A 24,235-nucleotide genomic window follows, 5' to 3' on the forward strand; every position below is an offset into this window, starting at 1 on the left:
TTAGCGAAGCGGGGCGGGACTGGCGTCGAGGCTGGCCAGGTAGGCGCGCCAGCCGCCGTAAGCGGTGATGTCGCGCGCGCCCTCCAGGCCGCGCGGTTCGCAGATGAATCCCTTGACCTGGCGGCCGTCTTCCAGCTCCAGCGTGCCGATGCCCAGCGGCGCGGGAATCTCCGCCACGAAGGCGCCGAAGGCCGCCAGCGGCACGTCCCAGAGCTCCACCTCGATGGGCGCGCCGCTGTCGCGCTTCACCAGGCCCGGTTTGGGCGGCGACGTGTTGGCCAGCGCGAACAGGCGGTAATCGGCCGCCGTGCGCGTACGTTCGACGAACACGGCGCCGCGCGAGGTCAACTGATGGTTCAGCGGCATGCCGCGCAGATGCGCGCCCACGACGGACACGCGCACCGCGTCGGCGGCCGGCTCTCGGGCAGGGCCGGGCGCCGGCAGCGGCGCGCCGGTGGCGCCCAGCGGCAGCCCCAGGCGCGCCTGCCACTGGCGGCCGAAGCGCGCCAGCGCGCGGTCGTGCCAGGCCGGGCCGATCAGCGTGATGCCGGCGGGCAGGCCGTCGGCGCGCATCCCCGCCGGCAATGCCAGCGCCGACAGGTCGGCCAGGTTGACGAAGTTGGTATAGATGCCGAGGCGCGAATTGAGCGTCACCGGGTCGGCCTCCAGCTCGGCGATGGTGTAGATCGCGGGCGAGGTCGGCACGACCAGCGCGTCGAAGCCCGCCAGCGACCGGTGGATGCGCCGCGCCAGCGCCGCGCGCCGGTACTCCGCCTTGAACGCATCCAGCGCGCTGTAGCCGGCGGCCTGCTCGACGATGCCGCGCACCACCGGATGGATGGCGTCCGGGGTTGCATTCCACAGCGCTTCCACGGCGGCGAAACGCTCGGCCACCCAAGGCCCTTGATAGAGCAGCGCCGCCAGTTCGCTGCAGGGCGTGAAGTCGATCGCCTCGACCGCCGCCCCGCCGTCCCTCAACCGGCGCACGGCCTCTTCGAAGGCGGCGGCCGCCTGCGCGTCGCCGAAGAATTCCAGCTGCGCGGGAATGGCCAGCCTGGGCCGCTCGGGCCAGGCCGGCGCGGCTTGCGTGGGCTGCTCGCGCGAATAGGGATCGCGCTCGTCGAAGCCGGCCGCGATATCGGCCACGAGTTCGGCATCGTCCACCGTCAAGGCGAACACCGACACGCAGTCCAGGGTGCGGCACGCCGGCACCACGCCGGCGGTGCTGAGCCGGCCTTTGGTGGGTTTGAGGCCGACGATGTTGTTAAAGCCCGCCGGCACCCGGCCCGAGCCCGCGGTGTCCGTGCCCAGCGCGAACGCGACCAGGCCGCGCGCCACCACCGAGGCCGAGCCCGAGCTGGAACCGCCGCTCACATAGGCCGGATCGAAGGCGTTGGGTACGGCGCCGTGGGGCGAGCGGGTGCCCACCAGCCCGGTGGCGAACTGGTCCAGGTTGGTCTTGCCCACCAGAATGGCGCCGGCCGCGCGCAGGCGGGCGACCACGCCGGCGTCCTCGTCCGGCACATAGGCGAACTCGGGGCAGGCGGCCGTGGTCGGCCAGCCGGCGGCGTCGATATTGTCCTTGACCGCGAACGGCACGCCATACAGCGGCAGACGCGCGAGGTCGCCGCCGGCAGCTTCCAGCAGGCCGCGCAGCGCGTGGAGCTGGCGGGCCAGCATGGCGCCGTCCACGCGCGCGATCCAGGCATTGTCCGCGGGGCCGCCGCAAGTCGCCCACGGCGCCAGCAGCGTCTCGGGCACGGCGCCGCCGTCGCGGTAGGCGGCCTGCCACTGCGCGATCGTCCAGGCGAGCGGCCCGTCATGGACTGCCTGATTGCGGATAGGGCCTTTCTGCGTTGCTGCGGCATTCATGCTGGGATCCTCGTTGGTATTCACGTATGGATTCCCAAGCAATAGGTATGCCATGTCGGCCTGCTCCCCGGCGCCATCCTCGGTTCGGCCCGGAAGCGCCGCGGGCGGCCCGCCGCGCGCGCACCGGAACGGGCCGTTTTCGCACCCTTGTTGTGCGTGCGGCACCACATCGACCCACGCCCACCGCCCTGCCCGCCCGTGCGCCTCATGGCGCGCCACGGCCCCTCACCGACCTGGCATGGGCTTTGCTTTGAGGTCATGGCGGGCATGCATATCGAGCAAGCCGCCGTTCCAGCCGGCCAGGCCGGCGCCTTCCCTTTCAGGAGTCACCATGAAACGCAGACTAGCCCTTAAGCAACTGACCGCCGTGAGCCTGTTGGCCCTGTCGGGATGGATGCCGCAGTCGTACGCCGCCGAGGACACCATCAAGGTGGGCATCCTGCATTCGCTCTCGGGCACCATGGCGATCTCGGAAACCTCGCTCAAGGACGTGGCCCTGATGACCATCGCCGAGATCAACGCCAACGGCGGCGTGCTGGGCAGGAAGCTCGAACCCGTGGTGGTGGACCCCGCGTCGAACTGGCCGCTGTTCGCCGAAAAAGCGCGCCAGCTGCTGTCGCAGGACAAGGTGGCGGCGGTCTTCGGCTGCTGGACGTCGGTGTCGCGCAAGTCCGTGCTGCCGGTGTTCAAGGAACTGAACGGGCTGCTTTTCTATCCCGTGCAGTACGAAGGCGAGGAACTTGAGAAGAACGTGTTCTACACCGGCGCCGCGCCCAACCAGCAGGCCATTCCCGCCGTGGAGTACCTGATGAGCGAAGACGGCGGCGGGGCCAAGCGCTTCGTGCTGCTGGGCACCGACTACGTCTATCCGCGCACCACCAACAAGATCCTGCGCGCCTTCCTGCATTCCAAGGGCGTCAAGGACAGCGACATCGACGAGATCTACACGCCGTTCGGCCACTCGGACTACCAGACCATCGTGGCCAACATCAAGAAGTTCGCCGCCGGCGGCAAGACCGCCGTGATCTCCACCATCAACGGCGATTCCAACGTGCCCTTCTACAAGGAGCTGGGCAACGCGGGCCTGAAGGCCACCGACGTGCCGGTGGTGGCCTTTTCGGTGGGCGAGGAAGAGCTGCGCGGCGTGGACACCAGGCCGCTGGTCGGCCACCTGGCCGCTTGGAACTACTTCCAGTCGATCCGCAACCCGGTCAACGCGGCCTTCATCGAGAAATGGAAGGCTTACGCCAAGGCGAACAAGCTGCCCAACGCCGACACGGTCGTGACCAACGATCCGATGGAGGCCACCTACATCGGCATCCACATGTGGAAGCAGGCGGTCGAGCAGGCCAAGACCACGGACGTGGACAAGGTGATCGCGGCCATGGGCGGCCAGAAGTTCGACGCGCCCGACGGCTACACCATCGAGATGGACAAGACCAACCATCACCTGCACAAGCCGGTCTACATCGGCGAGATCAAGGCGGACGGCCAGTTCAACGTGGTGTGGAAGAGCAAGGGACCGATCCGCGCCCAGCCCTGGAGTCCGTACATCCCGGGCAATGAAGCCAAGCAAGGCCTATGACGCACACCGGAACCGCAGCCATGCGCATCGCTGTCATCGCTCTCTACTTGCGTCGTTTTCTTCTGGCGTGGCTGGCGTCCCTGCCGCTGCAGGCGGCGGCCGGCGTGGACCCGGCCCTGCTCGCGCCGCTGTCCGGCGACGACACGGACGCCAGGCTGCAAGCGATCGCCGCGCTGGGCGAGCTGCCCGACCCCGGCGCGGCGGCCGTACTGGAGGCGCTGGGCGAAGGCCGGCTCTACGCGGGCGGCGACGGCCGCCTGCTGATCGGCGACGGCGGCCCGCGCGCCGCCGACGCCGCGACGGGCGCCGCCGCCGAGCTGCCCGCGGACGCGGAAGCCGTGATGGTCAACAACCGCCTGCGCCGCGCCATCGAGGCCGCGCTGGCCGGCGCGCGCCTGTACGCCGACCAGCCCGCCGTGCGCCTGGCGGCGGCCCGCCGGCTTCAGCAGACCGGCGACCCCGCGCGCCTGCCCATGCTTGCGAAGGCGCTGGCCGCCGAGCGGGACCCGGCCGTACGCGATGCGCTGGAGATCGCGCAGGCCAATCTGGAATTGAAAAGCGACGATCCCGCAAAGCGGCGCCATGCGGTGCAGGTGCTGGGCGAAACCGGCAACGCGGTGTTCCGCCCCACCCTGGCCGCCCTGACCCTGGAGCGCGATGGGGCCTATGCGGAACCCGATGCCGGCGTGCGCCAGGCCGCCGCGCGCGCGCTCAAGCAGATCGACCGCCGCCTGGCCACGATCGAATGGGCCGGCAATCTCTACTACGGCGTCAGCCTGGGCAGCGTGCTGCTGCTGGCGGCGCTGGGCCTGGCCATCACCTTCGGCCTGATGGGCGTCATCAATATGGCGCACGGCGAGCTGCTGATGATAGGCGCCTACGTGACCTACGTGGTGCAGACGGCGTTCCGCGCCTGGCTGCCGGGCTGGCTGGACTGGTACGTGCTGGCGGCGCTGCCGCTGGCCTTCGTCGTGACCGCGCTGGTGGGCATGGCGCTGGAACGCACCGTGATCCGCTGGCTTTACGGCCGGCCGCTGGAAACGCTGCTGGCCACCTGGGGCATCAGCCTGATCCTGATGCAGGGCGTGCGCACCCTGTTCGGCGCGCAGAACGTGGAAGTGAGCAATCCCGCCTGGATGTCCGGCGGCCTCACGGTACTGGGCGGGCTGGTGCTGACCTACAACCGGCTGGTCATCATCGGCTTCGCCTTCTTCGTGGTGTTCCTGGTGTGGGCGCTGCTGAACCACACCCGCCTGGGCCTGTTCGTGCGCGCCATCACCCAGAACCGGCGCATGGCCGACTGCGTCGGCGTGCCCACCGGCCGCGTGGACATGCTGGCCTTCGGCCTGGGCTCGGGCATCGCCGGGCTGGCCGGCGTGGCCCTGTCCCAGCTGGGCAACGTCGGACCGGACCTGGGCCGCGGCTACATCGTGGATTCGTTCATGGTGGTGGTGCTGGGCGGCGTGGGCCAGCTGGCCGGCACCGTCGTCGCCGCGCTGGGCCTGGGCGGGGTCAATAAATTCCTGGAACCTTACGCAGGAGCCGTCATGGCCAAGATCATCATCCTGGCGCTCATCGTGCTGTTCGTCCAAAAGCGGCCGCAAGGCCTGTTCGCCCCGCGCGGCCGGAGCGTCGAATGAAATCGAGTTTCCCGATCGATCCGACCCTGCCCGTCCGCGCCCCGCTGTACTCGCGCCGCGCCTGGGCGGCGCTGGCCGCGGCCGCCGCCGCGCTGGCGCTGCTGCCGCTGCTGAACCTGGCGTTCCCGCCCGGCCATCCGCTGCACGTATCGGCCTATGCCGTGGCGCTGCTGGGCAAGTTCATGTGCTACGCCATGGCCGCGCTGGCGCTGGACCTGGTGTGGGGCTACGCCGGCATCCTGTCGCTGGGCCACGGACTGTTCTTCGCGCTGGGCGGCTATGCGCACGGCATGTACCTGATGCGCGCCATCGGCCGCGACGGCGTCTACCAGAGCGACCTGCCCGACTTCATGGTGTTCCTGGACTGGAAGGACTACCCCTGGTACTGGTCCTTCACCGAGCATTTCTGGTACGCCATGCTGCTGGTGGTGCTGGCGCCCGGCGTGCTGGCCTTCGTGTTCGGCTACTTCGCCTTCCGCTCGCGCATCAAGGGCGTGTACTTCTCCATCATCACGCAGGCCCTGACCTTCGCCGCCATGCTGCTGTTCTTTCGCAACGACACGGGGTTCGGCGGCAACAACGGCTTTACCGACTTCAAGCGCATCCTGGGCTTCGACATCACCGCTCCGGGCACCCGCGCCGCGCTGTACTGGATCACGCTGGCGGCGCTGGCCGGTGCGCTGATCGCGGCGCGCCTGGTCACCCGCAGCAAGCTGGGCCGTGTGCTGACGGCGGTGCGCGACGGCGAAAGCCGGCTGCGCTTTCTCGGCTACGACCCGCTGGGCTTCAAGCTGTTCGTCTGGACCCTGTCGGCCGTGCTGTGCGGCATCGCCGGCGCGCTCTACGTGCCGCAGGTCGGCATCATCAATCCCAGCGAAATGTCCACGGAAACTTCCATCGAGATGGTGATCTGGGTCGCCACCGGCGGACGCGGCACGCTGATCGGCCCCATCGTCGGCGCGGGCGCGGTCAACGGCCTGAAGACCTGGTTCACCAGCGTGCTGCCTGAATTCTGGCTGTATGCGCTGGGCCTGATTTTCGTGCTGGTGACGCTGTTCCTGCCCACCGGCCTGGTCGGCCTGGCGCGCCGCGCCGCGCAGCGCATCCAAGGGAGAAAGGCATGAACGCGCCCCGCATCGACTCCGCCGCGCTGGACGGCGGCCCCAGCGGCGAGGCCGGCTACGGCCGGGTCAGCCCCAAGGGCCTGGACACCAGCCACGGCGCCATCCTGTACCTGGAAGGCATCACGGTCAGCTTCGACGGCTTCAAGGCCCTCAACGACCTGACGCTGGACATCGGCGTGGGCGAACTGCGCTGCATCATCGGCCCCAACGGCGCGGGCAAGACCACCATGATGGACGTCATCACCGGCAAGACCCGTCCCACCGCGGGCAGCGCCTACTTCGGCCAGAGCATCGACCTGAGCACGCTGAACGAAGCGCAGATCGCGCACGCGGGCATAGGCCGGAAATTCCAGCGGCCCACCGTGTTCGAACAGCACACGGTCTTCGAAAACCTGGAACTGGCCATGAAGACCGACAAGCGCGTGCGGCCCACGCTGTTCGCCCGCCTCAGCGGCGAGCAGGCCGACAGGATAGGCGAAACGCTGGACCTGATCCGGCTGCGGCCCGAGGCGGCGCGGCCGGCCGGGCTGTTGTCGCATGGCCAGAAGCAATGGCTGGAAATCGGCATGCTGCTGATGCAGGAGCCGAAGCTGCTGCTGCTGGACGAGCCGGTGGCCGGCATGACCGACGCCGAAACCGAGCGCACCGGCGAACTGCTCAACGAACTGCGCGGGCGCCATTCGCTGATGGTGGTCGAGCACGACATGGATTTCGTCAATCAGATCGCGGACGGCGGCAAGGTCACGGTGCTGCACGAGGGCTCGGTGCTGGCCGAAGGGCCGATGAGCAAGGTGCAGGCCGATCCGCGCGTGATCGAAGTTTATCTGGGGCGCTGAAATGCTGGACGTGAACGCGATCGACCAATACTACGGCGGCAGCCATACCCTGCGCGGCGTCTCGCTGTCGCTGCGGCAGGGCGAATGCCTGACGCTGCTGGGGCGCAACGGCGTGGGCAAGACCACGCTGCTCAAATGCGTGATGGGCGTGCTGCCGGTGGCCCGCGGCAGCATCGTGTTCGACGGCGCCGACATCACCCGCCTGGCCCCGCACCAGCGCGCCGCGCGCGGCATCGCCTACGTGCCGCAGGGCCGCGACATCTTCGCCCGCCTGACGGTCGAAGAGAACATCCTGATGGGCATGGCGGCCAAGCCGGCGGCGCGCGCGCGCCGCATCAAGGAAGAGGTGTTCGAACTGTTTCCGGTGCTGGCCACCATGCTGTCGCGCCGCGGCGGCGACCTGTCCGGCGGGCAGCAGCAACAGCTGGCGATCGCGCGCGCCCTGGTGGCCGAACCCAGGCTCATCATCCTGGACGAGCCCACCGAGGGCATCCAGCCTTCGATCATCAAGGACATCGCCCGCGTCATCCACATGCTGCGCCGGCGCGGCGACATCGCCATCCTCCTGTGCGAACAGTATTTCGATTTCGCCCGCGAGCTGGCGGACCGGTTCGTCGTGCTGTCGCGCGGCGAAGTGGTGGCCAGCGGCGAGCGCGAGGCGATCGACGGCGACGACGTGCGACGGCATTTGTCCGTATAGAAAGAAACGTGGCGCCCTCCGATATAATTTCGCGCCATGAGCTTCGCATCGTTCCTGACCCGCCCCGCAACATGGATCGCACTCGCCGCGATCCTGTGGGCGTCGTTGGCACCGTCGCTGGCTCATGCGCTGGGCCTGCCCTCGGACGCCCACGGCGCGCATCGCAGCATCAGCGTCGATTACTGCGTCGGCGGCGACCAGGCGCCGGCCTCCCTGACCCTGGACGTGCCGCCGGCCGGCGACGGCACCGCGACCGACACGCACGGCGACAGCCACCACTGCCCGCTCTGCCGCAATCCCCATGCCGACGTGGGCATCCTGCCCGCGCCGGTGCCGGTGGTGCCCGCTCCGGTCGGGCGCGCCGTCACCTACCCGCCGCTGTTCTTCCTGGCGGCGCACCCGCTTCATGCCTGGAGCGCGGCCCAGCCGCGCGCCCCGCCCGCGAACTGAGCCCGCGCCGCCGCGCCGCCTGAAGGCGGACCGCGCGCGCCCGTCCGCTCGTTTCCCCGTCGCCACGTTTCCGCCGCGCGCCCTGCGCCGGCGGCGGCGCGCCGTCATCCCGGCCCTCGCGATCCGACCCGCCCTGCCCGTTTTCGGCAGCGCAGCCGGGCGCGCGGGACGGACCACCGGTTCCAGACATGAAGAAAACCACCCGCTATACCCTGCTGCTCGGCGCGCTCGCCGGCGGCAACGCCTGCGCCCAGGGCGCCGAACCCGCCGTGCAGACGCTGGCCCCGACCACCGTGGTCGGCGCCGCCCACGAGGCGCCCGCGCCCAACGGCCCGATCGACCTGGACGCGCAGGACAGCACCGGCAGCCGCCTGGGCCTGACCCTGCGCGAGACGCCGGCCAGCGTCACCGTGATCACGCGCGACCAGATCGAGGCGCGCGGGTCGCTGAACACCCAGGAAATCGCCCGCGGCATCGCGGGCGTGGACAACGCCTCGCCGCCGGGCAACCCCGGCGCGGTGAGCTACCGCGGCTTCTCCGGCGGCCAGGTCGCGCAGCTGTTCAACGGCATCTCGGTGCAGTACGACGCCGTCGCGGGCCGGCCGGTGGACAGCTGGATCTATGACCGCGTCGAGGCGATCGGCGGGCCGTCCACCTTTCTGTTCGGCGCGGGCGCGGTCGGCGGCGCCATCAACTACGTCACCAAGCTGCCGCAGCGCGATACCTTCTACGAAGGCCAGCTGCGGATCGGTTCGTTCGACAGCCGCCAGGCTTCGGTCGGCCTGAACCAGCAGCTGGCCGGCGAGCCGGGCGGGCGCGGCCATTACCTGCGCCTGGACGCCAACACCGGCTCCAGCCACGGCTGGATCGACGGCAACCACAGCCGCGCCAGCCAGGTGGCGGTGTCGCTGCTGTCGGACCTGGGCGCCGACGTGACCCAGACCTTCGCCTTCGAATACCAGCGCGAGCAGGTGGACCGCCCCTACTGGGGCACGCCGCTCAAGACCGGCCCCGACGGCGTGGTGCGCGGCACCGGCCGCATCCTGGACGGCACCCGGTTCAAGAACTACAACGTCAACGACGGCCTGTACGAGCAGTCCGTGCTGTGGGCGCGCTCGCTGACGGAATGGCGCGCCGGCGCCAACCTGACGCTGAAGAACACGCTGTACTACTACCGCGCCGAACGCGACTACCGCAACCTGGAGAATTACCGCCTCAATGCCGGCAACAGCCTGGTGCTGCGCTCCGGCGCGCTGTTGCAGCGCCACGAGCAAAGCCTGCTGGGCAACCGTGTCGAAGGCCTGTACCGCTCCACGCTGGCCGGCCTGCCCAGCGACTGGTCGTTCGGCGCCGATTTCAGCGAAAACAAGGTCACGCGCTATCCCACCAGCCTGCCCGCGCAGGCGGACGCGGTCGATCCCTACGACTTCGCGGCCGGGGACTTCTACGACATACCCGGCATGACGCGCGGCCACGTCGCCGACCGCGACAACCGCATCCGCACCCTGGCGCTGACGCTGGAAAACCGCACCGAAGTGCTGCCCGGCGTGGCCATCGTGTCGGCGCTGCGCAAGGACTTCATCGACCTGGACCTGACCAACCGCCGCGCCGTCACCGCCGCCTCGCCGGCCAGCGCGCAGCGCAGCTATTCGCCCCTGACCGGCAGGCTGGGCGTGAACTGGGAGCTGAGCCCCGAGGCCTCGCTGTACGCGCAGTACGCCACCGCGGCCGATCCTCCCTCGGGCCTGCTGGCCACGGCCTCGTTCGCCGACGTGCTGAACAACGACAAGCTCACCACCGGCTGGCAGGCCGAGGCCGGCGCCAAGTTCAATTTCTGGGACGGCCGCGGGTCGGCCACCCTGGCCGTGTACGAGATCAGGCGCAAGAACATGGCCACCTCCGACCCGGACAATCCCGGCGTCAGCGTGCCGGTGGGCGCGCAGTCGGCGCGCGGCATCGAACTGGCCGGCGGCCTGCAGCTGAGCTCCAGCCTGTCCCTGCAGGCCAACGCCGCCTTCGTCGATCCGCAGTACGACGATTTCTCGCAGGCGGTGGGCGGCGTGCCGGTCTCGCGCAACGGCAACGTGCCGGCCAACACGCCGCGGCGCCTGGCCAACGTCTGGCTGGACTACGCCTTCGCGCCCGACTGGAGCGCCAGCCTGGCCGCGCGCTACGTGGGCCGCATGTACGCGGACGCCGCCAACACGGTGCAGACGCCGTCCTACACCGTGTTCGACGCGGCGCTGTCGCACCGCATCAACCGCAGCCTCAGCGTCACGGCGCGCGTGCGCAACCTGACCGACAAGGTCTATGCCGCGTACGCGACCCCGACCATGTACTACCTGGGCGCGCCGCGCTCGGTGGAACTGAGCCTGCAGGCCCGTTTCTGACCAGGCGCGCCCATCATGAAAACCTCCTCTTCCGCGCCGCCCGCCGCCCGCGTCAAGCGCTGGCTCTACCTGACCCACCGCTGGGCCGGCATCGTGCTGTGCCTGTTCTTCGCCATGTGGTTCGTTTCGGGCGTGGTGATGATGTACGTCGGCTATCCCAAGCTGACGCCGCAGGAGCGGCTGGCCCACCTGCCCGCGCTGGACGCCGCCGCCATCGCCGTGACGCCGGCCCAGGCGCTGGCGGCCGCGGGCGCGGCCGACGCGCCCGGACTGACCCTGGCCGCCGCGCGCGGCGGCGCCCCGGTCTATCTGGTGCCCGGCGGCCGGCGCGAAGCGCCCAAGGTGGTGGACGCGGCCACCGGCGCGCTGCTGCCCCGCGCCGACGCCGCGGTCGCGCGGGCCACGGCCGCGGCCTGGTCCGGCGGCCGTTACGCCGCGCGCTACGACGGCCTGGTCGACGAGGACGCCCATACCCATTCCCGCGCGCTCGACCCCGACCGCCCGCTGCACCGGCTGGAGCTGGACGATCCGGCGGGCACACGCCTGTACGTGTCCTCGGCCACCGGCATGGTGGTGCGCGACGCCACGCGCGCCGAACGCATGTGGAACTACGCGGGCGCCTGGATCCACTGGCTCTATCCGCTGCGCGGCAACGCCCTGGACCCGTGGTGGCACGACGCCGTCGTGTGGCTGTCCGTGGCCGGCGTGCTGCTGGCGCTGACCGGCACCGTGGTGGGCCTGCTGCGTTGGCGCTTCTCGCGGCCCTACGCCAGCGGCAGCCGCTCGCCCTACCGCGAGTCCATGATGCGCTGGCACCACCTGAGCGGGCTGCTGTTCGCCGTCATCACCATCACCTGGATCTTCAGCGGGCTGATGTCCATGAATCCATGGAAGATCTTCTCGGGCCACCAGGCGCCGCTGGCGACGGCGGCCTACGCCGGCCAGCCCGAGGCAGGGCCGCCGCTGGCCGCGCCGGCGGCGCTGATCGCCGCCCTGCCCGCGCCCCCGCGCGAATTGACCTGGGCCCGCGCGCAGGGCCGCGACCTGGCGCTGGCGCGCAGCGGCCCGGGCGCGCCGCAAGTGCTGTCGGCGCGCGCCGCCGCGCCAATCAGCCTGGACCCGGCGGCGCTGCGCGACGCGGCCGCCCGGCTGCTGCCCGGCGCGCCGCTGCTGCGCATCGAAGAACTGGACGCCTACGACTTCTACTACTACGCGCGCGACGCGCACGCGATGCTGGGTCACGTCGAAAAACCGCTGCCGGCCTGGCGCGCGGTGTTCGGCGATGCGCGCGCGACCTGGGTCTACCTGGACCCGCGCACCGGCCAGATCCTGGCACGCCAGGACCGCGGCGCGCGCGCCAGCCGCTGGCTGTTCGCCTTCCTGCACAGCTGGGACTGGACCGGCCTGCTGGCCCGCCGCCCGCTGTGGGACGCGCTGCTGATTTTCCTGAGCCTGGGCGGCGCGGCGCTGAGTCTGACGGGCGCGGTCATCGGCTGGCGCCGCCTGGGCAGGAAGCTGCGCGCCTGAAGCCCGGGCGCGAATGCACTATGCTCACTGCCTCGCATGACGATTCACCGGAAAGAGGAGCCTGACATGTCCGACGTAACCATCTATCACAACCCCAAGTGCGGCACCTCCCGCAATACCCTGGCCATGATCCGTAACGCCGGCATCGAACCCGAGGTCGTGCTGTACCTGGAAACCCCGCCCTCGCGCGACACCCTGAAGGCCCTGTTCAAGCGGGCCGGCATCGGCGTGCGCGACGCCCTGCGGGAAAAAGGCACGCCCTACCACGAACTGGGCCTGGACGACGCTTCCCTCTCTGACGAGGCGCTGCTGGACGCCATCGAGCAGCATCCGATCCTGCTCAACCGCCCCTTCGTCTCCACGCCGCTGGGCGCGCGCCTGTGCCGCCCGTCCGAACTGGTGCTGGACATCCTGCCGGCCCCGCAACAAGGCGCTTTCGCCAAGGAAGACGGCGAGCCGGTGATCGACGCGCAGGGCAATCGCATCCAGAAGTAAAACCACGGGATTCGGCGCATTTTGTAAGCAGACTGACGGGAATCCTCACTACCATCGTGGCTATTCATTTATTACGCTGCGATGACGTGTCATGAATTCCCTGGAAAACCTTAACCAGTCCCTGTTCCTGCTGCTCAACGCCGACCCGGCCACGCCGGCATGGCAGCTGCACGCCGCCATGCTGGTGGCCAACCGCTTGATCCTGCTGGTCCCGGCCGGATTGGCCGCGGCCTGGCTGTGGGGCGGCGCGGCCCAGCGCGACCTGGCGCTCAAGGCCCTGGCCAGCGTGGCCCTGGGGCTGTTCGCCAGCTATCTGTGCGGCGCGCTGTGGCCGCACCCCCGCCCCTTCGTCATCGGGCTGGGCCATGCGTTTTTCTCGCATGCCGCGACCTCGTCGTTTCCCAGCAACCACACCATCATCATCGCCACCCTGGCCTGGGCGCTGATCTTCGACCGGCGCTGGGCGGGCCTGGGCTGGGCCGCGCTGGCGCTGGCCGTGGCGGTCGGCGTCTCGCGGGTGTACCTGGGCGTGCATTTCCCGCTGGACATCGCCGGCGGCCTGGCCCTGGCTCCGCTGGCCGCNGCGCCGCAAGTGCTGTCGGCGCGCGCCGCCGCGCCAATCAGCCTGGACCCGGCGGCGCTGCGCGACGCGGCCGCCCGGCTGCTGCCCGGCGCGCCGCTGCTGCGCATCGAAGAACTGGACGCCTACGACTTCTACTACTACGCGCGCGACGCGCACGCGATGCTGGGTCACGTCGAAAAACCGCTGCCGGCCTGGCGCGCGGTGTTCGGCGATGCGCGCGCGACCTGGGTCTACCTGGACCCGCGCACCGGCCAGATCCTGGCACGCCAGGACCGCGGCGCGCGCGCCAGCCGCTGGCTGTTCGCCTTCCTGCACAGCTGGGACTGGACCGGCCTGCTGGCCCGCCGCCCGCTGTGGGACGCGCTGCTGATTTTCCTGAGCCTGGGCGGCGCGGCGCTGAGTCTGACGGGCGCGGTCATCGGCTGGCGCCGCCTGGGCAGGAAGCTGCGCGCCTGAAGCCCGGGCGCGAATGCACTATGCTCACTGCCTCGCATGACGATTCACCGGAAAGAGGAGCCTGACATGTCCGACGTAACCATCTATCACAACCCCAAGTGCGGCACCTCCCGCAATACCCTGGCCATGATCCGTAACGCCGGCATCGAACCCGAGGTCGTGCTGTACCTGGAAACCCCGCCCTCGCGCGACACCCTGAAGGCCCTGTTCAAGCGGGCCGGCATCGGCGTGCGCGACGCCCTGCGGGAAAAAGGCACGCCCTACCACGAACTGGGCCTGGACGACGCTTCCCTCTCTGACGAGGCGCTGCTGGACGCCATCGAGCAGCATCCGATCCTGCTCAACCGCCCCTTCGTCTCCACGCCGCTGGGCGCGCGCCTGTGCCGCCCGTCCGAACTGGTGCTGGACATCCTGCCGGCCCCGCAACAAGGCGCTTTCGCCAAGGAAGACGGCGAGCCGGTGATCGACGCGCAGGGCAATCGCATCCAGAAGTAAAACCACGGGATTCGGCGCATTTTGTAAGCAGACTGACGGGAATCCTCACTACCATCGTGGCTATTCATTTATTACGCTGCGATGACGTGTCATGAATTCCCTGGAAAACCTTAACCAGTCCCTGTTCCTGCTGCTCAACGCCGACCCGGCCACGCCGGCATGGCAGCTGCACGCCGCCATGCTGGTGGCCAACCGCTTGATCCTGCTGGTCCCGGCCGGATTGGCCGCGGCCTGGCTGTGGGGCGGCGCGGCCCAGCGCGACCTGGCGCTCAAGGCCCTGGCCAGCGTGGCCCTGGGGCTGTTCGCCAGCTATCTGTGCGGCGCGCTGTGGCCGCACCCCCGCCCCTTCGTCATCGGGCTGGGCCATGCGTTTTTCTCGCATGCCGCGACCTCGTCGTTTCCCAGCAACCACACCATCATCATCGCCACCCTGGCCTGGGCGCTGATCTTCGACCGGCGCTGGGCGGGCCTGGGCTGGGCCGCGCTGGCGCTGGCCGTGGCGGTCGGCGTCTCGCGGGTGTACCTGGGCGTGCATTTCCCGCTGGACATCGCCGGCGGCCTGGCCCTGGCTCCGCTGGCCGCGGCGGCGGCCGTGCCGCTGTGGAACCGCGCGGGCGCGCCGCTGACCGACTTCGCCCAGGCCGTGTACCGCAAGCTGCTGGCCCTGCCCATCGCGCGCGGCTGGATCCGCGCCTGACGTCAGTTGATCGCGACCTTGGCGTCCTTGACCGGCGCCGCTGGCCGCCGCCAATCGATGGGTTTCGCGCGTTCGGCATTCGTTTTCTTGTCCGAGGCGTCTCGCGCTGCACCCATCCTACGTTCGTGGCTCGAATCGTAGGATGGGTGCAGCGCGAGATTCCCGACGAAAAAACCCAAGCGCCAAGCGCGCGAAACCCATCGGCCGGTGCAAGCCGGCTTTTACCTCTTGCCACGAAAGGCGGCGGCTGGCGCCGCCTGATGGGTTTCGCGCGTTCAGCATCCGGGTTCTTGCTTAAGAATTCTCGCGCTGCACCCATCCTACGATTCGGGCAGCGTCAATTGATCGCGACCTTGGCTTCCTTGACCAGCTTGGCGTAATTCGCGGTGTCGGCCCCGATGCGGGCCTGCATTTCGGCCGGGCTGTCGCCGATGGGCACGGCGCCGATCTCCGCCATGCGGCGCGAGAAATCCGGCGAGCGGATGATCTTCACCATCTCCGCGTTCAGCCGCTGCACCACCTCCTTGGGCACGGCCGCCGGCGCCAGCACGCCGAACCACGTGCCCATGTCGAAGGGCTTGAGGCCGGCCTCCTCCATCGTGGGCACGTCGGGCAGGGCCGCCGAACGCTTGTTCGTGGTCACGGCCAGCGCGCGCAGCTTGCCGCTCTGGATGTGCGCCAGCACCGGCGTGATGGTGTCGAACGACATGTCGATCTGCCCGCCCAGCAGGTCGGTGGTCAGCGGGCCGCTGCCCTTGTAGGGCACGTGCAGCAGCTTCACGTGGCCTTCTTTCTCGAACTGCGCGCCGATCAGGTGCTGGCCGGTGCCCATGCCGTTCGATCCGAAGGTCAGCTTGCCGGGCGCGGCCCGCGCCATCGTCAGCAGNNNCAGCGTCAATTGATCGCGACCTTGGCTTCCTTGACCAGCTTGGCGTAATTCGCGGTGTCGGCCCCGATGCGGGCCTGCATTTCGGCCGGGCTGTCGCCGATGGGCACGGCGCCGATCTCCGCCATGCGGCGCGAGAAATCCGGCGAGCGGATGATCTTCACCATCTCCGCGTTCAGCCGCTGCACCACCTCCTTGGGCACGGCCGCCGGCGCCAGCACGCCGAACCACGTGCCCATGTCGAAGGGCTTGAGGCCGGCCTCCTCCATCGTGGGCACGTCGGGCAGGGCCGCCGAACGCTTGTTCGTGGTCACGGCCAGCGCGCGCAGCTTGCCGCTCTGGATGTGCGCCAGCACCGGCGTGATGGTGTCGAACGACATGTCGATCTGCCCGCCCAGCAGGTCGGTGGTCAGCGGGCCGCTGCCCTTGTAGGGCACGTGCAGCAGCTTCACGTGGCCTTCTTTCTCGAACTGCGCGCCGATCAGGTGCTGGCCGGTGCCCATGCCGTTCGATCCGAAGGTCAGCTTGCCGGGCGCGGCCCGCGCCATCGTCAGCAGGCCCTGGACGTCCCTGGCCTCCAGCCTGGGATTGACCACCAGCACGTTGGGCACCAGGGCCACCGTCGTGACCGGCGCGAAATCCTTCTGGAAGTCGTAATGCAGGCTCTTNNAGGGCCACCGTCGTGACCGGCGCGAAATCCTTCTGGAAGTCGTAATGCAGGCTCTTGTAGACGCTGGTGGCGATGGTGTGGTGCACCGCCCCCATCAGCAGCGTGTAGCCGTCGGGCGCGGCCTTGGCCACGTAGTCGGCGCCCAGCGTGGAACCGGCGCCCGGCTTGTTCTCCACCACCACCGGCTGGCCCAGGCTCTTGCTCAGTTCCTGGCCCAGCGCGCGGGCCAGCACGTCGGTGGTGCCGCCGGCCGGGAACGGCACCACCAGGCTGATCGGCCGCGCCGGATAGGTTTGCGCCGACGCGGCGCCGGCGAAAGACAGGCCCAACAGACAGGCGAACGCCAGGGCGCGCGCGCGAACGGCTTTCTTGTGCATGGTTGTCTCCTCGTTATGGGTATGGCCGTGTCGCCGGCGCCTCAGGCCGCGCGGGCCGGCGCCAGCGCGGCCAGCTTGGCGCAGACCGCCGCAGTGACCTGCTCCGTGGTCGCGCTGCCGCCCAGATCGCCGGTGTGCAGCGCCGGATCGGCGGTGACGCTTTCGATGGCCTGCATGAGCCGCGCGGCCGCCTGGGTTTCGCCCAGGTGCTCCAGCAGCATGACCACCGACCAGAACGTGCCCACCGGATTGGCCAGGCCCTTGCCCATGATGTCGAAGGCCGATCCGTGGATGGGCTCGAACATGGACGGATAGCGGCGCTCGGGATCGATGTTGCCGGTGGGCGCGATGCCCAGGCTGCCGGCCAGCGCCGCCGCCAGGTCGCTCAGGATGTCGGCGTGCAGATTGGTGGCGACGATGGTGTCCAGCGACGCCGGGCGGTTGACCATGCGGGCGGTGGCGGCGTCGACCAGTTCCTTGTCCCAGGTCACGTCGGGAAATTCGCGGCTGACCTGCAGCGCGATCTCGTCCCACATCACCATGGCGTGGCGCTGCGCGTTGGATTTGGTGATGACGGTCAGCAGCTTGCGCGGGCGCGACTGCGCCAGCCGGAACGCGAAGCGCAGGATGCGCTCGACGCCGGCGCGGGTCATGATGGACACGTCTGTCGCCGCTTCGATGGGATGGCCCTGGTGCACGCGGCCGCCCACGCCCGAATATTCGCCTTCGGAGTTCTCGCGCACGATCACCCAATCCAGCTGCGCCGGCGCGCAGCGCTTGAGCGGGGCGTCGATGCCGGGCAGGATGCGCGTGGGGCGCACGTTGGCGTACTGGTCGAAGCCCTGGCAGATCTTCAGCCTCAGGCCCCACAGCGTGATGTGGTCGGCAATGTGCGGATCGCCGGCGGAACCGAACAGGATCGCGTCCTTGTCGCGCAGCGCGTCCAGGCCGTCGGCCGGCATCATGACGCCGTGCTTGCGGTAGTAGTCGCCGCCCCAGTCGAAATCCTCGAACTCGAAACGCAGGCCGCCCTGTCCGGCCAGTTCCTGCATGACCCGGCGGCCGGCCGGAATCACTTCCTTGCCGATGCCGTCGCCGGGAATGGTTGCGATGCGGTAAGTCTTCATATGCCGACAGGGCTCCTTGCAGGTGAGGGTCTGTCGGCACTGTACCGAGGCGCTTTGTTCGCGGCCGCCCCGGAATTCAAAACAACTTTAACTTCAGGTTGAAGATCGCGGGCACCAGCGCGCCTCGTGCTCCAGCAGCCAGCGCTTGCGGTGCAGGCCGCCGCCATAGCCGGTCAGCGACGCGTCCGCGCCCACGACGCGATGGCAGGGCACGACGATGCCCACCGGATTGGCGCCGTTGGCCAGCCCCACCGCGCGCACGGCCGTGGGCCGCGCGATGCGCTGCGCGAGCGCGCCATACGTGATCGGCGCGCCGCCGGCGATGCCGCGCAGGGCCTGCCAGACCTGGCGCTGGAAATCGGTGCCGCCGGTGGCCACGTCCAGCGCGTCGATGGCGCGCACCGCGCCGTCGAAGTAAGCCTCCAGCGCGCGGCGCGCGGGCGAGGCCTGCGCGGCGTCGCGCAGCGCGATGGGCTGCCGGCGGTACTGGGTGCGCAGCAGCCTGTGCATGCGCGGCTCGTAGTCCTCCCAGTCCACCGCGCGCAGCTGCCCGCGCTCGTCGCCGAGGATCAGCATGCGGCCGATGGGCGTGGGCGCCCGTTCGAGAAAAAAGACCTGCGGCTGCACGGACATGCGGGCTCCGGTTATGCGATGGACATGGGCAGAATATAGAACCGGCCGCGGACCGGCGCTCGCGGTTTTCGGACAGCAATGCCGCGTGCACAACAATGTCCGAAAACCGCTAGATCGGAGCCGCGCGGCGGCGTTAGCATGGCCGCATGGACTTGAACCACGACGCCTGCTACAGCGCCATCCAGGTGCGCGACGCCCGTTACGACGGCCGCTTCTTCACGGCCGTCAAGACCACGGGCATTTATTGCCGCCCGGTCTGCCCGGCGCGCACCCCGCTATCGAAGAACGTGACGTTCTACGCCACGGCGGCCGCGGCGCAGGAGGCCGGCTACCATCCCTGCCTGCGCTGCCGGCCCGAAACCGCGCCGGAGCTGGCCCCGGGGCACGAACTGCCCGACAGCGTGTCGCGCGCGCTGCAGCTGATCGAACTCGGCGCGCTGGACGAGGACGGCGTGGACGCGCTGGCCCGGCGGCTGGGCGTGGGCGAACGCCAGCTGCGGCGCCAGTTCCGCCAGCACCTGGGCGCCTCGCCGGTGGCCGTCGCCCAGACGCGGCGCGTGCTGCTGGCCAAGCAGCTGATCCACGAAACCCGGCTGCCGATGGCCGAAATCGCCTTCGCCTCGGGCTTCGGCAGCATCCGCCGCTTCAACGAGATATTCCACGACCTGTTCGGCCGCGCGCCGGGCGAGCTGCGGCGCTCCGGCAAACCCGAGGTCTCCGCGCGGCAGGACGGCGAGATCAGGCTGCTGCTGCGCTACCGCCCGCCCTACGACTGGGACGCGATGCTGGACTTCCTGCGGTTGCGCGCCATCCCCGGCGTCGAGCGGGTCGAGGGCGACACCTACGCGCGCACCATCTGCTTGGACGGCAGCCAGGGCACGGTGAGCGTGCGGCCCGGCGCCGGCAATGCCTTGCAGGCCGTGGTGCGTTTTCCGCGGCTGCAGGCCCTGCCCGCCATCATCGCGCGGCTGCGCCGCGTGTTCGACCTGGCCAGCGACCCGGTGGCCATCGCCGCGCAGTTTGCGCGCGACCCGGTCCTGACCGCGCTGATCCAGGCCAGGCCGGGGCTGCGCGTGCCCGGCGCCTGGGACGGCTTCGAGCTGGCGATGCGCGCCGTGCTGGGGCAGCAGATCACGGTCGCCGCCGCGATCCGGCTGGCCGGCAAGCTGGTGGCTGCGCACGGCGCGCCCATGGCGCAGCCCGACGGCGCGCTCACGCACGTGTTTCCGCTGCCCGAAGCCGTGGCCGGCGCCGAGCTCGCGTCGCTGGGCATGCCGCGCAGCCGCGCCGCCACCCTGTCGGCGGTGGCCGCCGCGGCGGTCGCCGACAGGCATTTGTTCGAAGCCGGCGGCAGCCTGGCCGAGTCCGTGCTGCGGCTGCGCGAGATCCGCGGCATCGGCGAATGGACGGCGCAATACATCGCGCTGCGCCAGCTGCGCGAGCCCGATGCGTTTCCGTCGGCCGACATCGGCCTGATACGCGCGCTGGAACGGCTGGAATCGCGCGCCTACACGCCGGCGCAGCTGCTGGCGCGCGCCGAGGCGTGGCGGCCGTGGCGCGCCTACGCGGCGCAGCACCTGTGGGCGGCCTGAATTACCACTGCCCTTCGGCGCCTTTCTGGAAGTACCCCACCAGGAAGTCCACGAACACCCGCACCTTGGTGGACAGGTGGTGCCTCTCGGGAAACACGGCGTAGATGTCCGCCTGCGGCAAGGCGTAGTCTTTGAGCACCTGCACCAGCCGGCCGCTGCGCAAGTAGCGCGCCAGGTCCCATTCGGCGCGCTGCAGAATGCCCAGGCCCGCCAAGCCCCATGTGAGGGTGACTTCGCCGTCGTTGCTGCTGAGGTTGCCGCGCACCTTCACGGTTTCGCTGCGGCGTCCCTTGGTGAAGCGCCACAGGCCGTAGGCCGCTTCGTTCTGGCGCAGCACGATGCACTGGTGCCGCGTCAGGTCATGCGGCGCGGCGGGCACGCCGTGGGCTTTCAGGTAGCCGGGCGATGCGCACACCAGGCGGCGGTTGGGCGCGATCTTGCGGGCGATCAGGCGCGTGTCGGGCAGGTCGCCGAAGCGCACCGCCACGTCGAAGGCGTCCTGCACGAAATCGGCCGGGCTGTCGGTCAGCTGCAGTTGCAGCGACACCTCGGGATATTTCTGCGCGAACTCGGCGATGGCCGGCGCGATATAGCTGCGGCCGAACCCCAGCGGCGCGTTGACCTTGAGCAGGCCGCGCGGACGGTCCTGGCGGCTGGCGATCAGCTGGTCCAGGTCTTCGATCTCGCCCAGGATGCGGCGGGCGTTTTCCAGGTAGAGCTCGCCTTCGGCCGTCAGGCTCAGGCGCCGCGTGCTGCGGTTGACCAGCCGCACGCCCAGGCGCGCCTCGATCTGGGCCAGCCGCTTGCTGACCGCCGCCGGTGTGACGCCCAGCTCGCGCGCCGCGGCTGACATGCCGCCGGCGCGCGCCAGTTCGACGATCAGCAGCAGCTCACTGGAATGTCCCATCGGCCGCGTCCCGGAGCCGGGCTTCAGTCGCGGAAGTTCTCGAACTGCAGCGGCAGGTCGACGTCGGTCTTTTTCAGCAGCGCGATGGCGGTTTGCAGGTCGTCGCGCTTCTTGCCGCTGATGCGCAGCTTGTCGCCGTTGATCTGCGATTCCACCTTGAGCTTGGCGTTCTTGATGGCCGCGATGAGCTTCTTGGCCACCGGCTGTTCGATGCCCTGCTTGATGGTGACCTTCTGGCGCGCGCCGCCCAGGTTCTCCAGCGGATCGGCCACGTCCAGGCAGCGCACGTCGATGCCGCGCGCCGACAGGCGGCCGCGCAGGATGTCGAGCATCTGCTTGAGCTGGAATGCGCTGGAGGCGACCTGCGTCACGACGAAGCCTTCCAGTTCGAACTTGGCGTCCGTGCCCTTGAAATCGAAGCGGGTGGACAATTCGCGGTTGGCCTGGTCGACGGCGTTGGTGAGTTCGTGTTTGTCGACTTCGGAGACGACGTCAAAAGTAGGCATGACACGGGTCCTGTGCAATGGTGGGTGAAATGGGATTCAGCGCCATTTTACCGGCGCCCGGCCCCGCGTCACGCCGTCACCACCAGCAGGCGCCCGGCCTGCAGCGGATGCGCGATCACCTGCGCGTCGATGCCGTAGGCCAGGCGCAGATTGGCCGGCGTCAGCACCTCGGCCGGCGCGCCGGCGGCGATGGCGCGCCCCGCGCAAAGCAGCAGCAGGCGGTCGCACCAGCGCGCGGCCAGGTTCATGTCGTGCAGGATCACCAGTACGCCGGTATGGCCCGCGTGCGCCAGTTCCGCCGCCGCCCGCAGCAGTTCGCCCTGGTGCCTGGGGTCCAGGCTGGCGGTGGGTTCGTCCAGCAGCAGATAGCGCGCCTCGCCGGGCACGCGCGCGGCCTCGCACTGCGCCAGCACGCGGGCGAACTGCACGCGCTGCTGTTCGCCCCCGGATAGTTCGGGATAACGCCGGGCGCGCAGATGGCCGGCGTCGGCCCGCCGGAGCGCCTGCTCCACCAGCGCGTCCACGGCCGCCGGCGGCAATTCGGGAAACGGGTAGGCGCCCATCGCCACCACCTCGCGCACGTCCAGGTCGAAGCTCAGCCCGGGCTTTTGCGGCAGCACGGCGCGCCGGCGGGCCTGCAGCCGCTGCGGCAGCCGCACCAGGGAAGTCCCGTCCAGCCGCACCCGGCCGCCGTCGGGCGGCAGTTCGCACGACAGCGCGGCCAAGAGCGAGGACTTGCCCGCGCCGTTGGCGCCCAGCAGGCCCACGACCTCGCCGGGCCGCAGCGCCAGCGACACCCGGTCCAGGATGCGGCTGCCGCCGCGCGACAGCGTGAGGTTTTCGGCCGCCAGCATCAGCCCCGCCGCCTGCCGCGCGACAGCAGCCACAGGAAGAACGGGCCGCCCACCAGGCTGGTGACCAGGCCGATCGGCAGCTCGGCCGGCGCCACGGCCACGCGCGACAGCCAGTCGGCCAGCGCCAGCACCAGCGCGCCGCCCAGCACGCAGGCCGGCAGCAGCCAGCGGTGGTTGGCGCCCAGCGTCATGCGCACCAGGTGCGGCACCACCAGGCCGACGAACGCGATGCCGCCCGTGGCCGCCACCAGCGGGCCGACGATCAGCGCGCAGGCCAGCACCAGCCCGGCCCGCACGCGCCTGAGCGCATAGCCCAGATGCTGGGCCTCGCGCTCGCCCAGCAGCAAGGCGTTCATCACGCGCCATTGGCGCATGAGCCACAGCGACACCAGCAGCACCCACGGCCCCAGGAACGCCAGCAGCGTCCAGTTGGCGCCCGCCAGGCTGCCCATGCTCCAGAACGTCAGGTCGCGCAGCTGGGTATCGTTGGCGACGTAGGTGAACAGGCCGATCGCCGCGCCGGCCACCGCGTTGATCGCGATGCCGGCCAGCAGCAGTCCGGCCACGCCCGGCACGCGCCGGCCCAGCGCATAGGCGCAGAACGTCGCCAGCAGGCTGCCCGCGAACGCGGCCGGCGCCAGAATCCAGAAGCCGCCGGAGGTCAGCACGATGGCCCCGACCGCCCCCAGCGCGCCGCCGGCCGACACGCCGATCAGGCCCGGCTCGGCCAGGGGATTGCGGAACAGCGCCTGTATGGCGGCGCCGGACACGGCCAGCGCGGCGCCGGCCACCAGCGCGAACAGCACGCGCGGCAGGCGGATGTCGATCAGCACCTTGCGCCAGAGTTCGCCGCCGGGCGCCGGCGTTCCCCACAGCAGCGCGGGCAGTTCGGTCAACGGAATGCGGACCGCGCCGCTGCTGCTGGCCGCCAGCGCCGCCACGATCACGGCCAGGGCCAGCAGCAGCAGGGCCAGCGGCGGCGTGATCCGGTCGGCGCTAGCGCGCCATCGCACCGGCGACCTCACGCTTGAGTTCGGTCAGGGCCTGCGGCAGCCGCGGCCCCATGCCGAGCAGCAGCGGATCGTCCATGACGATCAGGCGCTGGCGCGCGGCGGCCGGCGTGGACGCGATGCCGGGCGTGGCCAGCAGCCCGGCCTTGCCGCCGCTGGCCGCCAGCGAGGATTTCGTGACCACGATCACGTCCGGCGCCAGCGCGCTGACCGCCTCGGCGGAGATCGGCTTGTAGCCTTGCTGGTCATGCAGCACGTTGACCAGGCCCGCCATCGTCATGACCTTGTTGGCGGCGGTGCCGTTTCCGGCGCCGCGCAGCACCCCGCCCAGCTTGAACAGCAGGATGGCGCGGGCGCGCGAAGCCGGAACCGCCTCGGCCCGTTCGAGTTCGCGCGCGACGCGCTCGACCATGCGCTCGCCCTGCGGGGCCGCGTCCAGCGCGGCCGCGACGTTGCGGATGCGCGCCTGCAGCGAATCCACCGAGGGCCGGTCGGGCACGGTGACCACGCGCACGCCGACCTCGGCCAGGCGCCGCAGCGCCTCGGGCGGGCCGGCCTGTTCGGACGCCAGCACCAGGTCGGGTTCCAGCGCCAGCACGCCTTCCACCGGCACCGCGCGGTAGTAGCCGACATGCGGCAGCCGCGTGGCCGCCTCGGGGTAGAGGCTGGAGAGGTCGTCGCCCACCAGCCGCCCCTCCTGCCCCAGCCCGTAGACGATTTCGGTCACGCTGCCGCCCAGCGTCACCACCCGCTCGGGCGCCCCCGCATGGGCGGCCACGGCCATCGTCCATCCGGCCGCCAGCGCCAGCCAGGTCTGCATCGC

21 protein-coding genes and 2 pseudogenes are annotated in these 24,235 nt (G+C 70.3%); 13 read left to right on the forward strand and 10 right to left on the reverse strand.

Going from position 1 to position 24,235, the window contains the following annotated elements:
- Nucleotides 1-1,872: an allophanate hydrolase gene (gene atzF / locus C1I89_RS16445; protein ID WP_102773762.1), complete on the reverse strand. Its 1,872-nt coding sequence runs from the start codon at nucleotides 1,870-1,872 to the stop codon at nucleotides 1-3.
- Between the two features lie 331 nt (nucleotides 1,873-2,203).
- Here atzF and urtA point away from each other — a divergent pair, with 331 nt between their 5' ends.
- From urtA to C1I89_RS16505, 12 genes are all read left to right on the forward strand, one after another.
- Nucleotides 2,204-3,457, forward strand: coding sequence for an urea ABC transporter substrate-binding protein (gene urtA, locus C1I89_RS16450; protein ID WP_102773763.1), 1,254 nt, complete (start codon nucleotides 2,204-2,206; stop codon nucleotides 3,455-3,457).
- 20 nt (nucleotides 3,458-3,477) lie between these two features.
- The gene (gene urtB / locus C1I89_RS16455; RefSeq protein ID WP_102773764.1) at nucleotides 3,478-5,097 is read left to right on the forward strand and encodes an urea ABC transporter permease subunit UrtB; all 1,620 of its coding nucleotides are present in this window, start codon (nucleotides 3,478-3,480) and stop codon (nucleotides 5,095-5,097) included.
- Complete coding sequence (gene urtC, locus C1I89_RS16460; protein ID WP_102773765.1) at nucleotides 5,094-6,221, forward strand: urea ABC transporter permease subunit UrtC; 1,128 nt, start codon at nucleotides 5,094-5,096, stop codon at nucleotides 6,219-6,221. Before urtB ends, urtC begins: the two co-directional genes overlap by 4 nt.
- On the forward strand, nucleotides 6,218-7,057 hold the full coding sequence (gene urtD, locus C1I89_RS16465; protein ID WP_102773766.1) for an urea ABC transporter ATP-binding protein UrtD: 840 nt from the start codon (nucleotides 6,218-6,220) through the stop codon (nucleotides 7,055-7,057). The genes urtC and urtD overlap by 4 nt, the downstream gene beginning before the upstream one ends.
- Before the next feature lies 1 nt (nucleotide 7,058).
- On the forward strand, nucleotides 7,059-7,757 hold the full coding sequence (urtE, locus tag C1I89_RS16470; RefSeq protein WP_102773767.1) for an urea ABC transporter ATP-binding subunit UrtE: 699 nt from the start codon (nucleotides 7,059-7,061) through the stop codon (nucleotides 7,755-7,757).
- A gap of 36 nt (nucleotides 7,758-7,793) precedes the next feature.
- A complete protein-coding gene (locus tag C1I89_RS16475) occupies nucleotides 7,794-8,207 on the forward strand; it encodes a DUF2946 domain-containing protein (protein WP_102773768.1) in 414 nt (137 codons plus the stop codon).
- 188 nt (nucleotides 8,208-8,395) lie between these two features.
- Nucleotides 8,396-10,597 (forward strand): TonB-dependent receptor, encoded by a 2,202-nt coding sequence (locus C1I89_RS16480; RefSeq protein WP_102773769.1) that lies wholly within the window; start codon nucleotides 8,396-8,398, stop codon nucleotides 10,595-10,597.
- 15 nt (nucleotides 10,598-10,612) lie between these two features.
- Entirely contained in the window at nucleotides 10,613-12,124 is a 1,512-nt protein-coding gene (locus C1I89_RS16485) for a PepSY domain-containing protein (RefSeq protein WP_102773770.1), read from the forward strand.
- Nucleotides 12,125-12,190: 66 nt separating this feature from the next.
- On the forward strand, nucleotides 12,191-12,619 hold the full coding sequence (arsC, locus tag C1I89_RS16490) for an arsenate reductase (glutaredoxin) (protein WP_102773771.1): 429 nt from the start codon (nucleotides 12,191-12,193) through the stop codon (nucleotides 12,617-12,619).
- 178 nt (nucleotides 12,620-12,797) lie between these two features.
- Nucleotides 12,798-13,658, forward strand: coding sequence for a phosphatase PAP2 family protein (locus C1I89_RS35295; protein WP_258231477.1), 861 nt, complete (start codon nucleotides 12,798-12,800; stop codon nucleotides 13,656-13,658).
- A gap of 66 nt (nucleotides 13,659-13,724) precedes the next feature.
- The gene (gene arsC / locus C1I89_RS16500; RefSeq protein WP_102773771.1) at nucleotides 13,725-14,153 is read left to right on the forward strand and encodes an arsenate reductase (glutaredoxin); all 429 of its coding nucleotides are present in this window, start codon (nucleotides 13,725-13,727) and stop codon (nucleotides 14,151-14,153) included.
- Between the two features lie 91 nt (nucleotides 14,154-14,244).
- Entirely contained in the window at nucleotides 14,245-14,850 is a 606-nt protein-coding gene (locus tag C1I89_RS16505) for a phosphatase PAP2 family protein (RefSeq protein ID WP_102773773.1), read from the forward strand.
- A gap of 337 nt (nucleotides 14,851-15,187) precedes the next feature.
- Here C1I89_RS16505 and C1I89_RS16510 read toward each other — a convergent pair.
- From C1I89_RS16510 to C1I89_RS16525, 4 genes and pseudogenes are all read right to left on the reverse strand, one after another.
- A pseudogene (locus tag C1I89_RS16510) lies at nucleotides 15,188-15,736 on the reverse strand (Bug family tripartite tricarboxylate transporter substrate binding protein); the annotation flags it as partial.
- A gap of 8 nt (nucleotides 15,737-15,744) precedes the next feature.
- Nucleotides 15,745-16,783, reverse strand: a pseudogene (locus tag C1I89_RS16515) (Bug family tripartite tricarboxylate transporter substrate binding protein).
- A 41-nt stretch (nucleotides 16,784-16,824) separates the two neighbouring features.
- Nucleotides 16,825-17,910 carry a tartrate dehydrogenase gene (locus C1I89_RS16520; protein ID WP_102773774.1) on the reverse strand — a complete coding sequence of 362 codons (1,086 nt, stop codon included), beginning with the start codon at nucleotides 17,908-17,910 and terminating at the stop codon, nucleotides 16,825-16,827.
- 93 nt (nucleotides 17,911-18,003) lie between these two features.
- Nucleotides 18,004-18,543, reverse strand: coding sequence for a methylated-DNA--[protein]-cysteine S-methyltransferase (locus tag C1I89_RS16525; protein ID WP_102773775.1), 540 nt, complete (start codon nucleotides 18,541-18,543; stop codon nucleotides 18,004-18,006).
- A gap of 146 nt (nucleotides 18,544-18,689) precedes the next feature.
- Between C1I89_RS16525 and C1I89_RS16530 the strand changes: the two genes are divergently transcribed.
- Nucleotides 18,690-20,135 carry an AlkA N-terminal domain-containing protein gene (locus C1I89_RS16530; RefSeq protein WP_102773776.1) on the forward strand — a complete coding sequence of 482 codons (1,446 nt, stop codon included), beginning with the start codon at nucleotides 18,690-18,692 and terminating at the stop codon, nucleotides 20,133-20,135.
- Between the two features lies 1 nt (nucleotide 20,136).
- Here C1I89_RS16530 and C1I89_RS16535 read toward each other — a convergent pair whose 3' ends face one another.
- The 5 genes from C1I89_RS16535 to C1I89_RS16555 all read right to left on the reverse strand — a co-directional run bounded on the left by C1I89_RS16535 (nucleotide 20,137) and on the right by C1I89_RS16555 (nucleotide 24,232).
- Nucleotides 20,137-21,042, reverse strand: coding sequence for a LysR family transcriptional regulator (locus C1I89_RS16535; RefSeq protein WP_102773777.1), 906 nt, complete (start codon nucleotides 21,040-21,042; stop codon nucleotides 20,137-20,139).
- A gap of 23 nt (nucleotides 21,043-21,065) precedes the next feature.
- Nucleotides 21,066-21,548, reverse strand: coding sequence for a YajQ family cyclic di-GMP-binding protein (locus C1I89_RS16540; protein WP_102773778.1), 483 nt, complete (start codon nucleotides 21,546-21,548; stop codon nucleotides 21,066-21,068).
- Nucleotides 21,549-21,616: 68 nt separating this feature from the next.
- Nucleotides 21,617-22,405 (reverse strand): heme ABC transporter ATP-binding protein, encoded by a 789-nt coding sequence (locus C1I89_RS16545; protein WP_181390992.1) that lies wholly within the window; start codon nucleotides 22,403-22,405, stop codon nucleotides 21,617-21,619.
- Nucleotides 22,402-23,376: a FecCD family ABC transporter permease gene (locus tag C1I89_RS16550; RefSeq protein WP_247747754.1), complete on the reverse strand. Its 975-nt coding sequence runs from the start codon at nucleotides 23,374-23,376 to the stop codon at nucleotides 22,402-22,404. Before C1I89_RS16550 ends, C1I89_RS16545 begins: the two co-directional genes overlap by 4 nt.
- Before the next feature lie 22 nt (nucleotides 23,377-23,398).
- The gene (locus C1I89_RS16555) at nucleotides 23,399-24,232 is read right to left on the reverse strand and encodes a heme/hemin ABC transporter substrate-binding protein (protein ID WP_102774150.1); all 834 of its coding nucleotides are present in this window, start codon (nucleotides 24,230-24,232) and stop codon (nucleotides 23,399-23,401) included.
- Nucleotides 24,233-24,235 lie beyond the last annotated feature (3 nt).

The organism is Achromobacter pulmonis (assembly GCF_002885955.2).
Lineage (GTDB): Bacteria > Pseudomonadota > Gammaproteobacteria > Burkholderiales > Burkholderiaceae_B > Achromobacter > Achromobacter pulmonis_A.